Below are 13,587 nucleotides of genomic sequence, written 5' to 3'. Positions count from 1 at the left end.
TGCGCCGCTACGCTTTCGCGGTGCGCATGTACTCCACTCCATCCGCGGAGATGTCCGGCGGCGTGCCACCCCACGCCGGGCAAATGCGCTTGAAATAGCACCAATCGCAGAGCCGGGATGTGTGTGGTTCGAAATCGCCAGAATCAAGCCGCTTCTCAATGAGTTCCCAGGTGTTATTGAGGTCCTCTGCCAGGCGAGGCAAATCCTCCGGGGTGGGATCATACGTGAGAGTGCGGCCGTCCTTGAGATACACAAGCTGTGTTCTGATAGGCATGGTGCCGGTGGCAAGTTTCAGCGCCAGCGCGTAGAAGCGCATCTGAAACAGCGCCTCATCCTGAAAGCGCGCGGCCGGTGATTTCCCCGTCTTGTAATCCACCACGCGCTGTTCACCTGTTGGCGTGGCGTCTAGCCGGTCTACGATGCCGCGAATGGCCAGCCCGGATGTGAGCCTCGCATTCACAAAGCGCTCCCGTGCCACCGGCTGCAGGAACTGCGGATTCTCCATGTGGAAGTAGTTATCCAGCAGGGAACCGGCCGAATCCATCCACTCCGCCAATTCGTTTTCCGAGGTGAAGATTTCTATGACGTCCGGGTGCGCTTCCACGTGGCTATTCCAGCGGGTGGGGAGCAGGGCATGGGCGGTTTCCGGCGTGCGCTCCTGCGGGCTGTAGTCAAAGAGATGCTCAAGAACCGAGTGCACAATGGTTCCGCGCAACTGTTCCTTGGTGGGCGGCTGTGAGAGTCGATCGACCGAGCGGAACCGGAAAAGAAGCGGGCACTGCTTGAAATCTTTGGTGCGTGAGGGCGAAAGCGCTGCGTGTGTTGCCATGCCCCCACCTTAGCCGGGGCCTCCCACAGGTTCGTGGCCGGCTCGGATACCCACGGTGTTCTCAAGTGAGCTCGCGCCGGTAGAGTGCCGGCTGTGTATACCAGACCTCATCGCGGCCCATTCCAGGCTGGCGAACGTGTGCAGTTGACGGATCCGAAGGGACGTCACTACACCATTTCGCTTGCAGCGGATGGCCAGTTCCAATCCAATCGCGGTTCCTTCCCGCACGCCTGGCTCATTGGGAAGGAGGAAGGCAGTGTTGTTATCTCGCGAGAAGGCCGTCCGTTCCTCGCACTGCGGCCGTTAATTTCCGATTACGTACTCTCTATGCCGCGCGGTGCGACGGTCATCTATCCGAAGGATGCCGCTCAGATTACGCACGGTGCAGATGTATTTCCGGGCGCGCGCGTGTTCGAGGCCGGTGCGGGCTCGGGTGCGCTCTCAATCTCTCTGCTGGATGCCATTGGTGAGGCGGGGGAGTTGCTTTCAGTTGAGCGCCGTCCCGAGTTCGCCGAGATCGCGGCTGCCAATGTGATCTCCTGGTTTGGCACGCGCCCCTCCTGCTATGAGATTCGAGTGGGGGAGGCGGGTGAGGCTTTGCTGGCCGGGGAGCGGGCCCATTTCGACCACGTGATCCTGGATATGCTGGCGCCCTGGGAAATGATCCCAAGTGCCGTGCATGCCCTGCGTCCGGGTGGTGTGTTCCTCGCCTATGTCGCGACGACGACGCAGCTGTCCCGGACCGTAGAAACGTTACGTGGTTCGGGAAGATTTACTGAGCCGGAAGCGAGCGAAACACTGGTGCGCACCTGGCACTCGGAAGGACTGGCTGTTCGCCCCGATCACCGGATGGTGGCGCACACCGGCTTCCTTGTGCAGGCGAGGCGATTGGCGGACGGCGCGGAGATGACACTCGTAAGCCGTCCCTCAAAAGGTGCCTACGCCGGCCCGATGCCGTGGGAGACGCAAACCTGGGATGAGGATGCTTTCGGCGAACGCGCCATCGCACCGAGGAAGCTGCGGCGTGTCCGGCGTGACATTGCGGAGCGCGCTGATATTGAAGAGACGGGCAGTACGAGCTCTCACGTGCACCTGGAACGCATGCAGCAGCGGATTGACGAGGAATTGGCCGCGCGGAACATGCAGCGTGAGGCGGGCGACCCGGGTGCGGCCGTCGTCGTCGGAAAAACGGAGGCGCGCAGGAACGGGCGTGACACCGGGGGTGAGGTGAGCGGCACCGACGATGTCGGGGCTCCCGCGTAGACTAATTGCAACGTAAAGGAAGGCAGCTATGGAACCGGAAGTGACGCCTGACGTGGCGGATTTGAGGGAACGAAATCAACGCCTCACCTCCGCTCTCCTCGGCGCGCGCCAAAAGATTAAAGAGCTCGATGAACGGCTTCAGGATCTTTCGGCGCCGCCGCTCACCTATGGGATTGTGGATCGCGTGCGCACCGGGGATGCCACGGTAGACGTACAGGTGGGTTCGCGCAAACTGAACGTGTCCGCCTCTAAGGAGCTCTATCTCAGCCAATTGCATCCCGGCCAGCAGGTGCGCCTTAACAGTGAAATGACCATTGTGAGCGCGGGGGATTACGCGGATACCGGCTCCACTGTGAGCGTGGAGCTGGTGCTGGACTCTCGGCGCGTGCTGGTCAAGGTACACCCGGATGATTCGCGTGTATTCACCCTCTCGGATAATGTGCGCGCTACCGAAATCTCCGTTGGTGACACCATGCTGGCGGACCTTAAAACCGGCTTCATTTTGGCACCCGTGGAGCGGCCGGACCTGCGTCACCTCATGCTGGAAGAAATTCCGGACGTGTCCTATGCGGATATCGGCGGGCTGGGGCCGCAGGTGGAACAAATCCGGGATTCTGTGGAACTGCCCTTCCTGCATCCGGAGCTTTACCGGGAACATGGACTGAGGCCGCCCAAGGGCGTACTGCTGTACGGCCCGCCCGGAAACGGTAAAACCATGATTGCTAAAGCCGTGGCCACCTCACTTGCCGAACGCGCCGGCGGCAGCGGTCAACGCTCCTTCTTCCTTAACATCAAGGGGCCGCAGCTGCTGGACAAGTACGTGGGTGAAACCGAGCGACAGATCCGGGAAATCTTCTCCCGCGCCCGTGACCATGCCACCCAGGGCATTCCCGTGGTGATCTTCTTCGATGAGATGGAGGCGCTGTTCCGCACGCGCGGGTCAGGGATCTCCTCGGACGTGGAAACCACCGTGGTTCCGCAGCTACTGGCGGAAATTGATGGCGTGGAGGGACTCCAGAACGTCATCGTGATCGGTGCGTCCAATCGTGAGGACATGATTGACCCGGCCGTGCTACGTCCGGGCCGGTTAGATATCAAGATTCGTATCGATCGCCCGGATGAGGCGGCGGCGGTGGACATCCTTTCGAAGTACCTCACCACCTCGCTGCCTTACCTGGCTACGGAAGTGGCGGCGCGCGGCGGTGTAGACGCCGAGGTGGTAGCGCTGGGCGAAACAGCCGCCCACGCGCTCTACGCACGCACCGAAGAGAATGAGTTCGCTGAACTCACCTACGCGAGCGGGCGCCGCGAAACGCTTTACATCGGTGACGTGACGTCCGGGGCCATGCTTGCGTCTATCGTCGACCGTGCCAAGAAGGGAGCTATCAAGTCGCTACTGGCCACCGGGGAGCGCGGTATTGGGGAGGCACACATACTGGCCGCTGTACGCGATGAGGTCGTGGAGAATCAGCAGCTGGAAGCCATTCAGGATCCTGAAGAGTGGGCACGCGTGAACGGATACCGGCATCTCGGCAAGCTTGTTTCCGTGCGTCCCCTACACGCCGAATAGGAGAAAAGATGACGGCAAGGCGAATTGTCGGGTTAGAAACCGAGTTCGGCATCCAGGAAAAGAACGGCAGCGGGGATGTTGTCGAGGAGTCGAACGCCGTGGTGACGGGTTACGGCGCGGAGGGCACGGCTACCTCCCGCCGGGGCGCCATCATGTGGGATTACCTTGGCGAGGACCCGCTGCGGGATGCGCGGGGCTTTCACATGGACCGGAGCGCGGCGGATCCCTCGCAGCTGACCGACGATCCGCTCCACCCCGCCCCCTCCGGGGCCGGGAACACCATCGCGCGGCCTACCGCGGCACAGCTCGCGGCGCCGCGCACGCCCAACGCGGTGCTTCGCAACGGCGGGCGCCTCTACACGGATCATGCTCATCCCGAGTATTCGTCCCCGGAAACCGCGAATCCGCGGGAGGCCGTACTCTGGGACCGGGCGGGGGAGGCGATCGCCCAGGAGGCCATGGAAATTGGCAGCCGGCACGGGCGCGAGTTCGTTCTTTACAAGAACAACGTGGATGGGAAGGGCGCCGCCTACGGCAGCCACGAAAACTACCTGGTGGAGCGCGCCGTCTCCTTCCAGGACATCATTCGCTACCTGACGCCGTTCCTGGTTACTCGGCCACTGATTTGCGGGGCGGGGCGCGTGGGCCTGGGGCAGCGCTCAGAGATGCCCGGTTTCCAGATCTCTCAGCGAGCGGATTACATCGAGGCGGAGGTGGGGCTGGAAACCACGTTTAACCGCCCCATTATCAATACCCGCGATGAGCCCCACGCGGATGACAAACGCTATCGCCGGCTGCACGTTATTGAGGGAGACGCGAATCTGTTCGATGTCTCCACCCTGCTCAAGGTGGGGACCACCTCGCTGGTCCTGTGGCTGCTGGAGCAGGATGATGTGCCGCTGGACATCGAGGCGGCCGTGCTACGCGCCCCGGTTCCAGCCGCCCACGTGGTATCCCGCGATCTCACACTTTCGGAACCGCTTGCAACCACGGGTACGCCGCTGACGGCGCTAGATGTGCAGCAGATCTATCACGACGCCGTGGCGGATGCGATCGAGGAGAACGGGGGCCCGGATTGGGACACCACGGAGATCCTCACGCGGTGGCAGACAGTGCTGGACGGCCTGCGGACAGACATATTCTCCGTGGCCCGGCAGGTGGAGTGGGTAGCCAAGTACCAGTTACTTTCTGGGCTCAAGGAACGCGGTGGGTTGGGCTGGGATGCCCCGAAACTTCGTGCTGTCGATCTCCAGTGGCATGACCTACGCCCGGAACATTCACTGGTCCGGCGTCTTGACACCGCGGGCCGGGTAGAGCGGCTGTTTACCGAGGATGAGGTGCGCTGGGCGGTGGCAAATCCGCCAGACTCCACCCGTGCCTTCCTCCGCGGCGCCCTGGTGGACCGCTACCCGAATGAGGTGGTGGCCGGCTCCTGGAGCGAAATGATCCTTGATGAGGGCGGAGAGGAGCTCACCCGCTTTGCCATGCCTGATCCGGCGCGATTCACCCGTACGGAAATTGAGGCCACGATTGCGGGGGCGAACAGTGCGGGCGAGGCCGTACATCGGCTTAGACACTAGCCGGAGGCAGGCTAGACGGCACAGCTCCGTTGCGCCGTAACTATTTTCGCCGGACTCTAGGCCGTGGGCTCTACGGTCATGGGCCGGTGTGAAAACGGGAAGCGACGGCCACTTCGGTGACCGCCGAATGAAAGGGAGGAATATGAGTAGTCAGGAATTTGCGCAGCCGCAGCGGCAGGCGCCCCAGGAGCAGGAACAGGAGCAGGAGGAGGTTCAGGTTCGCCACGAGGACCTGGATGTTGATGCACTCCTGGATGATATTGATTCGGTACTTGAAACCAACGCATCCGAGTTTGTGCAGGGCTTCGTGCAGAAGGGTGGGGAGTGAGCACGCGCCGTGTAATGGGCATTGAAACCGAGTACGGCGTGACGTGTGCGGCTATCAATGGTGGGGAACCGCCACTGGATGCGGATGCCGCCGCCGAACTCATGTTTGCCCCGGTCAACGTAGAGCGGCATTCCACCAGTGCATTCCTGAAAAACGGAGGCCGGCTCTACCTGGATGTTGGTTCTCACCCCGAGTACGCCTCCGCGGAGTGCGACTCCATCACGGATCTCGTAGCCCAGGATGCTGCGGGACAGGAGCTTGTGGCCCGCTTGACTCGGGCTGCCAATGCCAACCTGGCGGCCCGGGGTGTGGCGGGAAAGCTCCACGTGTTCCGCAATAATGAGGACAGCGCGGGACATTCGTTTGGTTGCCACGAGAACTACATGCTTCGCCGTCGCAGCGATTTCAAGGTGCGTATCAACCGGCTGGTGCCATTCTTTGTGTCGCGGCAACTGGTGGCGGGGTCCGGCTTCATTCACCGTGTTGCGGGCGGTGCGGCGCGGTTTGAACTCTCCTCGCGTTCCTATGAAATGTGGGAGGCGCTCTCCTCGGCCACCACGCGGTCCCGACCAATGATTAATACGCGCGACGAACCTCACGGCGACGCCGCCAAAGTGCGCCGTATGCACGTGATCGTCGGCGATTCCAACGTGAGCACGGTGACCACCGGGTTGAAGGTGGCCATTACGGAGGCGATGGTCACCATGCTGGAGGAAGGTGCCATCATTCCGGATCTCGAACTCACGGACTCGATGGCGGCCATTCGGCGGATTAGCGCGGATCCTACGGGAACGGCGAAGATTGAGCGAACAGACGGCGCGGATACTACGGCGCTGGATATTCAACGCACGATGCGTGACGCCGTCGGCCGCTACTACGACCGTCACGGTTACACAGCAGAGCTGGACACAACACGCCGGCATCTGTTTGATCTGTGGACGCGCGCCCTGGACGCCATTGCGGATGGACATCCCGAGCGGGTGGAAACAGAAATTGACTGGGTGGCAAAACGGCGGCTGCTTGAGCGCTATCGGGCACGCAGCGGAGCCGATTGGGATGACCCACGCCTAGCACGTCTAGAGCTGGCCTACCACGACATCACCGAGGACGGTCTCGGTGCCCGGATGGAAGCCGGGGGCCTCCTGGCCCGCTTGGTCACCCCCGAACAGGTGCGGATCGCTGTGACTACGCCACCGCAAACCACGAGGGCGAAAGTGCGCGGGGATCTCATTGCGGCCGCGGAGCGCCATCACCGTGATATCAAGGCGGATTGGGCAAAGGTAGAACTGCCCGGTATTGCTACGGCCATCTCGCTACCGGACCCATTGGCGGCGGCGGACGCGAGTGTGGATGCGCTCATCGCGCAGATGGCCGCGGCGGCTTAGGTGAGCCCGGCCCGGTCCGAATGACTGGCCCGGGCCGGATCCCGCTACGCCGTCGTCCACAAAAAATCGGCGAGTGCGGGGGAATCTCGCTCTGCAAGCAACTGGGTTTCCTGACGGGCCCAGCGCTCCCACCACGCGGATGGATCGCCGTCGCGCTTGGCAACGCGGGCGCGCCTGACGGATTCGGGCGCCTCAAGCCAGGCGGTAACGTCCATGTAGGGCGCGCAGGCAAAGGACGTCGCACCGCATCCGGCCAGTACCAGTACGTCGGTCAGCGGAATGGGCGCGGGCTCATTCCAGTGGTTCTCTACCCAGTTCCAGCTCGCCACCAGGGGACTTTCGCCGTGGGATAGCGGGGCCAGGATGGTGTGCGCAACGCGGTGCGTACCCGCCTCCAGGCCATCCCAGCCGGCCACAAACGTCTCCACCTCCAATACGGTGACGGTGAGGCCGCGAGCGCGTAATGCTCCCGCCATGCGGGTGGCGGTGGATGTTTTCCCCGCTCCGCTACGCCCGTCCAGGGCCGCATAAATCTGCCGGCCGGCAGCCTGGTGGCGCGCTTCAATAACGGCCAGGTAGGAGTCGATGTCAATCACCCGGCAAGGGTAACGCCAAATGGTAGCGTGGGCGCGTCGCTATCAGGGAGGCACCATGATTTCCGCATCGATCCCGTCTCCGTCCCGTTCTGCGCTGTACCTCGGGTCGGTTTCTATCCACGCCTACGCGCTGGCCATCATTGTGGGCATCATCGTGGCCTACGTGATCCTTAAACGCCGCTACGTGAAGCGGGGCGGTCCGGTAGCCGCACTGCCCGATATTGCGTTCTGGGCCGTGCTGGTGGGCATTATTGGCGCACGTATCTACCACGTGGTGACGGATCACCAGCTCTACTTTGGGTCGGGCCGTAATCCGTGGCGCGCCTTCGCCATCTGGGAGGGCGGATTGGGCATCTGGGGTGCCGTGCTATTCGGCGCGCTTGCCGTATGGTTGACCGCCCGAAGCATGGGGCTTCGGCTCGCCCCGCTGGCTGACGCGATTGCACCTGCTCTCTTTGTGGCGCAGGCCATTGGTCGACTGGGTAATTACTTTAACCAGGAGTTGTTCGGGAAGCCCACCACGCTGCCGTGGGGCCTGGAAATCGACGCCGCTCACCTGCCCGTCGGATACGCGCCGGGCACGCTGTTCCACCCCACGTTCCTCTACGAAATGATCTGGTGTCTGCTTGGCGCGGCCGCCCTGGTCTGGCTGGAGCGGCGGTTCCGTCTGCGTGGCGGCCAGGTATTCGCGGCCTACATCATGATCTATACGGCAGGGCGGTGCTGGATTGAGAATCTGCGCATTGACACCGCTAACCACATCCTCGGCCTTCGGCTTAACGTGTGGACCAGCATTATCGTGTTTGCGCTGGGCCTTATCCTCTTCATCTGGTTGACGCGGCGCCTGCGTCAGCATCCTGAGATGGGGGAGGTGTGGATGTCCGACGCCGCCCGGGTCACCTTCGAACAGAAGATTGCGGAGGAGGAGCGCCGGGAAGAGGTGCGCAAGGAGCGGCGGCATAACCATCGCCGCGCGAAGTCGCTTTAGGATGTGACAGGTGCCGGAAGGTCCTATGGTCCGCGGTGCCGTCTATCGGATGAGCCTTTGCGCGGGTACCGCGTCAACGTGAGAGAATGACTGCATCTAGGTCTATGGTCCGCACGCATGTCCATTCTCCGTTAGAATCAGGCCATGCGCAAAGCAAAGATTGTATGCACCCTAACGCGTCCCACGGTTCCCACGCGGAGCATGAGGAGCGCATCGATCGCGTACGCCAGGCGGCCAAGGATATTGACCGGTCGATCGCCGTGCTGGTTGACCTCCAGGGTCCGAAGATCCGTCTCGGTACGTTTATTGACCACGAGGTGGAGCTGGCCGCTGGTGACAAGTTCACCATCACCGTTGATGACGTGGAGGGTACGAAGGAGCGCGTTTCCACCACCTACAAGGGGCTGCCGGGAGATTGCCACCAGGGGGACATGATCCTCATTGACGATGGCAAGGTGGCCGTCCGCGTGGAGGAGGTTACGGATACGGACGTGGTGACCTCCGTGGTGGTGCCGGGTCCGGTCTCTGACCACAAGGGTGTCAATCTTCCCGGCGTGCCGGTGTCGCTGCCGGCACTGACGGATAAGGATGCGGCGGATCTGCGCTGGGGCCTCCAGTACGGCGCGGATGTGATTGCGCTGTCCTTCGTGCGGAGCGCTAAGGATATTGAGCCGGTGCACGCGATCATGGATGAGCTCGATATTCATCTCCCCGTGATTGCCAAGATTGAGAAGCCGCAGGCCGTGGAGAACCTCGAGGAGATCGTGGATGCGTTCGACGGCATCATGGTGGCCCGTGGTGATCTGGGCGTGGAACTGCCCCTGGAGCAGGTGCCGCTGGTGCAGAAGAAGGCGATTGAACTGGCTCGCCTGCGCGCAAAGCCAGTGATTCTCGCCACCCAGGTACTCGATTCCATGACCACCAATCCGCGGCCCACTCGCGCTGAGGCGTCCGATTGCGCTAACGCGATCCTGGACGGCGCGGATGCGGTGATGCTTTCCGGCGAAACCTCCGTGGGCCTCTATCCCACGAAGACGGTGGAAACCATGGCGAACATTGTTCGCTTCACCGAGGAAAATGGCCTGGATCGTATTCCGGAAATCGACGATGAGCACGGTGGGCGTACCCGCGCGCTGACGAAGGCTGCCGTCAAGGTGGCCGAGGAGCTCGATGTCAATGCCATGGTGGTGTACACGAGCACGGGGCACACCGCTGGTTCATGGCACGGCAGCGGTCCCACATTCGCCTCATCGCGCTGACCCCGAGTGACAAGGTGCGTAACCAGCTCTCCCTGCTCTGGGGTACGGAGGCCTACACGGTGGATCCGGCTCGCTCAATGGCCGAGGTGGTGCACCAGGTGTCCGAGCGTCTGCAGTCCCTGCACATTGCCGGTGAGGGCGAGCGCGTGGAGATCGTGACGGGTATGCCCACGGGTGTGTCCGGTTCCACGAATACCTTGCGTCTCATCAAGGTTGGAGAAGACGACCGGTATTAGTAAGCTGCTGGGGGCTTCGGCCTCCGCCACGCTTCGGTGGTGAAATGGTAGACACACTGCACTCAAAATGCAGCGCCGCAAGGCATGCGGGTTCGAGTCCCGCCCGAAGCACTAAGCACTAAGGCCGAAAGGAGTCGAGGATGACGCAGGCCAATGCCACACAGGAGCAGGAGAAAACTCGTGCTCTGGTAGTGGAGGACGAAACACTTATCCGGTTGGATATCGTGGAAACGCTTGAGGATGCGGGCTACGAAGTTGTGGGCGAAGGCTCCGATGGTGAGCAGGCGGTCAAACTTGCGGCCGAACTAGAACCCGATGTGGTGATCATGGACGTCAAGATGCCCGGTATGGACGGCATCACGGCGGCCGGTCAGATCCTCGACAACCAGCGCACGGCCATCGTGATGCTTACGGCATACTCGCAGAAGGAATTGGTGGATTCCGCCCGCGACGCGGGCGCCATGGCCTACGTGGTCAAGCCCTTCACGGCCGCGGATCTGCTACCCGCAATCGAGATCGCTGTATCCCGTAATGAGGAGATCGCTGCCCTGGAGAGCGAGGTGTCCTCACTCAGTGAGCAGTTTGAAACCCGTAAGCGGGTGGACCGCGCAAAGGGTCTGCTGGAGAGCCACATGGGCCTGACGGAGCCGGAAGCCTTCCGCTGGATCCAAAAGACATCCATGGACCGGCGCCTCACCATGCGCGAAGTTGCGGACGCTGTCATTGAGCAGGTGGGTCGCTCAAAGTAGGCCCGTACCTGCGCGGTAGTACGACGTCGTGGCGCCCCGGTGATGGGGCGCCGGCACGGTAAGGTGGGGGAGTGACTGAATCGCTCCTGCTACTTGACGGCCATTCCATGGCATTTCGCTCCTTCTACGCACTGCGGCCTGATAACTTCCGCAATGCCGCCGGACAATACCTAAATGCCGTCTACGGGTTCACCTCCACGCTGCTCAAGATGATCGAGGATCATCACCCCACACACGTGGCGGTGGCCTTTGATCTGCCGGGTGGCACATTCCGTACCAGGGAGTACCCCGATTACAAGGGTGGGCGTGCGGCCACGCCGGAGGAATTCAAGGGACAGATCAGCCTCATCCAGGCGGTGCTGGATGTACTCGGCATCCGCTGGCTCACCGTGGAGGATTTCGAGGCGGATGACATTGTGGCCACCCTCGCCACGCGCGGTGAAGCGGCCGGGTGGCAGGTCTGGGTCGCATCCGGGGATAAGGATTCCTATCAGCTAGTTTCGGATCACGTGCACGTGCTCTACCCCATGCCGCGTTCGGCCATGGTAGAGCTGGACCCGGACGCGATTGTGGCGCGCACCGGCGTCACCCCGGCGCAGTACCCGGATATGGCCGCACTGGTGGGAGAAGGCGCGGACAACATTCCCGGGGTGAAGGGCGTGGGGCCTAAGACGGCCGCCAAATGGATCGCCAAGTACGGGGACCTCGAGGGAATTCTCGCCAACGCGGCGGATATTCGCGGAAAGGCTGGCGAGGCACTACGAGCCAGCGAGGAGCAGGTACGGCTCAACCGCCGTATTAATCAGTCCGTACGGGACCTGCCCATAGTGGCGGATCTTGAGGAACTGCGGCCCGCCGGGGTGGAGCGGGAGCGCATGCACGCGCTCTTTGACAGTTTTGACTTCACCGGACTGCGACGGCGCGTGCTCGCGGCGCTTCCGGAGAAAGGTGGCACCGGTGAGCCATCCGGAGCCGACGAACTCCGCGTAAGTACCGATGATGTGGCCGGTTGGCTGGAGGCGCACCGGGATGCGCCCGCCTACGGCATGGCGGTTCGCGGCGCCTTCGGGCCTGGTCAGGGCGACGTGGAACGGTTTGCGATCGCAGCCGGCCAGGATGTGCTGTCAGTGGACCTCGCCGATGTGGATGAGAAGGGCACGAAGGCGCTGGCCGCGTTCCTCAGCGGTGAGTCCAAGAAGGTTGTCCATGACGCGAAGGGTGCCTGGCATGCCTGGCACGGTGCAGGTTACGAGTTGAATGGCGTGGCGCGGGACACGATGCTCTCGGCGTATTTGCTTTATCCGGGACAGCGCACCTATGACGTGGGGGACCTGGCCATTCGTCACCTTGGTGTGGAAGTCAATGCGCCCGAATCCGCCGGCCAGATTCCAGGGCTGGAGGCCGGTGACGATCAACTGGCGCGCCTCGCTGCCGTTGAGGTGCCGCTGGCGCAAGCCCTGGATAAGGAATTGGCTAAGCACGGCGAAAACGGGGATCTCACGCGGCTGGAATTAGCCGTGGAGAGGGCGCTCGAGCGCATGGAGGCAACCGGGATCGCGGTGGACAAGGTCAAGCTGGACGGCATGTGGAAGGACTTTGATTCCCGCGTGTCCATGGCGGCGCAGGAGGCCTATGCCGCTATCGGGCATGAAGTAAACCTGGCCAGTCCGAAGCAATTGCAGGCCGTGCTTTTCGACGAGCTCGGGCTACCGAAAACGAAGAAGACGAAATCCGGCTACACCACAAATGCGGATGCGCTAGCTACGTTGGCGGAGAAGATCGCGGCGCGTGAGGACGCACAGGCCGTGGCGGGACAGCAGTTCCTCGGCGCATTACTGGCTCACCGAGAAGTGACGAAACTCCGGCAGTCGGTCGAGGGGCTAAGCGCCGCCGTGCAGCCGGACGGGCGCATTCACACCACCTTCCAGCAGGCGGTGGCCGCGACCGGCCGGCTCTCCTCCACGGAACCCAACCTGCAGAATATTCACGCGCGCACAGAGGAAGGACGCCAAATCCGCTCCGTATTTATCCCGGGTGAGGGTTTTGAAGGCCTGCTGACCGCCGATTACTCGCAAATAGAGATGCGCATCATGGCCTCGCTTTCCCGGGATGAGGGGCTCATCGAAGCGTTCCAGGAGGGTGAGGATCTCCATTCCTACGTCGCCTCGCTTGTATACAACATTCCGGAGAAATCCGTGACGCCAGCCCAGCGTTCCAAAGTGAAGGCCATGAGTTACGGACTGGCCTACGGCCTCTCCTCTTACGGACTGGCCGCCCAACTCCATGTGCCCACCCGCGAGGCGCAGGAACTAATGGACGCGTATTTTGCTCGGTTCGGCAATGTGCGCACCTACCTCAATTCGCTGGTGGAACAGGCGAAACGCGACGGCTACACCGAAACGATCCTCGGACGGCGTCGGTATCTGCCCGAACTCACCTCCAAGAACCCGCGCCTGCGGGACGCGGCGGAACGCATGGCACTTAACGCACCCATCCAGGGCAGCGCGGCGGACATCATCAAGGTGGCGATGGTGCAGGTGGCGGCAGCGCTCGGGGACGCGCACCTCTCCTCGCGGATCCTCATTCAGGTCCACGACGAACTGGTGCTTGAAGTGGCGCCGGGTGAACGGGAAGCGGTTGAGGCGATTGTGCGGCGGGAAATGGGCTCCGCCTACCCGCTGGCCGTGCCGCTCTCGGTTGGTGTGGGATACGGGACAGACTGGCGTGCCGCGGCTCACTAGCCAGGCGGCCGCGGTTCGCGTGCCGCAGCCCACTAGTTAGATTCGCTCAAATTGGCTTGCTCG

At 62.4% G+C, this 13,587-nt stretch carries 10 protein-coding genes, 1 tRNA gene and 1 pseudogene; 10 read left to right on the top strand and 2 right to left on the bottom strand.

Going from position 1 to position 13,587, the window contains the following annotated elements; all coding sequences use genetic code 11:
- Nucleotides 1–7: 7 nt before the first annotated feature.
- On the bottom strand, nt 8–829 hold the full coding sequence (locus tag EIH27_RS02950; RefSeq protein WP_124039478.1) for a RecB family exonuclease: 822 nt from the start codon (nt 827–829) through the stop codon (nt 8–10).
- A gap of 93 nt (nt 830–922) precedes the next feature.
- Here EIH27_RS02950 and EIH27_RS02945 point away from each other — a divergent pair, with 93 nt between their 5' ends.
- From EIH27_RS02945 to EIH27_RS02925, 5 genes are all read left to right on the top strand, one after another.
- Nucleotides 923–2,092 carry a tRNA (adenine-N1)-methyltransferase gene (locus EIH27_RS02945; protein WP_206424867.1) on the top strand — a complete coding sequence of 390 codons (1,170 nt, stop codon included), beginning with the start codon at nt 923–925 and terminating at the stop codon, nt 2,090–2,092.
- A gap of 28 nt (nt 2,093–2,120) precedes the next feature.
- On the top strand, nt 2,121–3,662 hold the full coding sequence (gene arc, locus EIH27_RS02940) for a proteasome ATPase (protein WP_124039476.1): 1,542 nt from the start codon (nt 2,121–2,123) through the stop codon (nt 3,660–3,662).
- A gap of 8 nt (nt 3,663–3,670) precedes the next feature.
- Nucleotides 3,671–5,242: a depupylase/deamidase Dop gene (dop, locus tag EIH27_RS02935; protein WP_124039475.1), complete on the top strand. Its 1,572-nt coding sequence runs from the start codon at nt 3,671–3,673 to the stop codon at nt 5,240–5,242.
- A gap of 142 nt (nt 5,243–5,384) precedes the next feature.
- On the top strand, nt 5,385–5,570 hold the full coding sequence (locus EIH27_RS02930) for a ubiquitin-like protein Pup (protein ID WP_164461583.1): 186 nt from the start codon (nt 5,385–5,387) through the stop codon (nt 5,568–5,570).
- Entirely contained in the window at nt 5,567–6,955 is a 1,389-nt protein-coding gene (locus EIH27_RS02925; RefSeq protein ID WP_241152944.1) for a proteasome accessory factor PafA2 family protein, read from the top strand. The genes EIH27_RS02930 and EIH27_RS02925 overlap by 4 nt, the downstream gene beginning before the upstream one ends.
- Nucleotides 6,956–6,999: 44 nt before the next feature.
- Here the strand turns inward: EIH27_RS02925 and EIH27_RS02920 are convergent, their stop codons facing one another.
- Nucleotides 7,000–7,551 carry a nucleoside/nucleotide kinase family protein gene (locus EIH27_RS02920; protein ID WP_124039473.1) on the bottom strand — a complete coding sequence of 184 codons (552 nt, stop codon included), beginning with the start codon at nt 7,549–7,551 and terminating at the stop codon, nt 7,000–7,002.
- A 55-nt stretch (nt 7,552–7,606) separates the two neighbouring features.
- Here EIH27_RS02920 and lgt point away from each other — a divergent pair, with 55 nt between their 5' ends.
- From lgt to polA, 5 genes and pseudogenes are all read left to right on the top strand, one after another.
- Complete coding sequence (gene lgt, locus EIH27_RS02915) at nt 7,607–8,539, top strand: prolipoprotein diacylglyceryl transferase (RefSeq protein WP_124039472.1); 933 nt, start codon at nt 7,607–7,609, stop codon at nt 8,537–8,539.
- Nucleotides 8,540–8,703: 164 nt separating this feature from the next.
- Nucleotides 8,704–10,034 (top strand): annotated as a pseudogene (gene pyk, locus EIH27_RS02910) (pyruvate kinase).
- A 30-nt stretch (nt 10,035–10,064) separates the two neighbouring features.
- Nucleotides 10,065–10,145 (top strand) — tRNA-Leu (locus tag EIH27_RS02905).
- A 29-nt stretch (nt 10,146–10,174) separates the two neighbouring features.
- The gene (locus EIH27_RS02900) at nt 10,175–10,783 is read left to right on the top strand and encodes an ANTAR domain-containing response regulator (RefSeq protein ID WP_124039471.1); all 609 of its coding nucleotides are present in this window, start codon (nt 10,175–10,177) and stop codon (nt 10,781–10,783) included.
- Nucleotides 10,784–10,854: 71 nt separating this feature from the next.
- On the top strand, nt 10,855–13,524 hold the full coding sequence (gene polA / locus EIH27_RS02895) for a DNA polymerase I (protein ID WP_124039470.1): 2,670 nt from the start codon (nt 10,855–10,857) through the stop codon (nt 13,522–13,524).
- Nucleotides 13,525–13,587: the final 63 nt, after the last annotated feature.

The organism is Neoactinobaculum massilliense (genome assembly GCF_900604955.1).
GTDB lineage: Bacteria > Actinomycetota > Actinomycetes > Actinomycetales > Actinomycetaceae > Neoactinobaculum > Neoactinobaculum massilliense.
The sequence above is the reverse complement of the archived record's forward strand: the minus strand, read 5'-3'. Positions and strand labels throughout refer to the sequence as shown.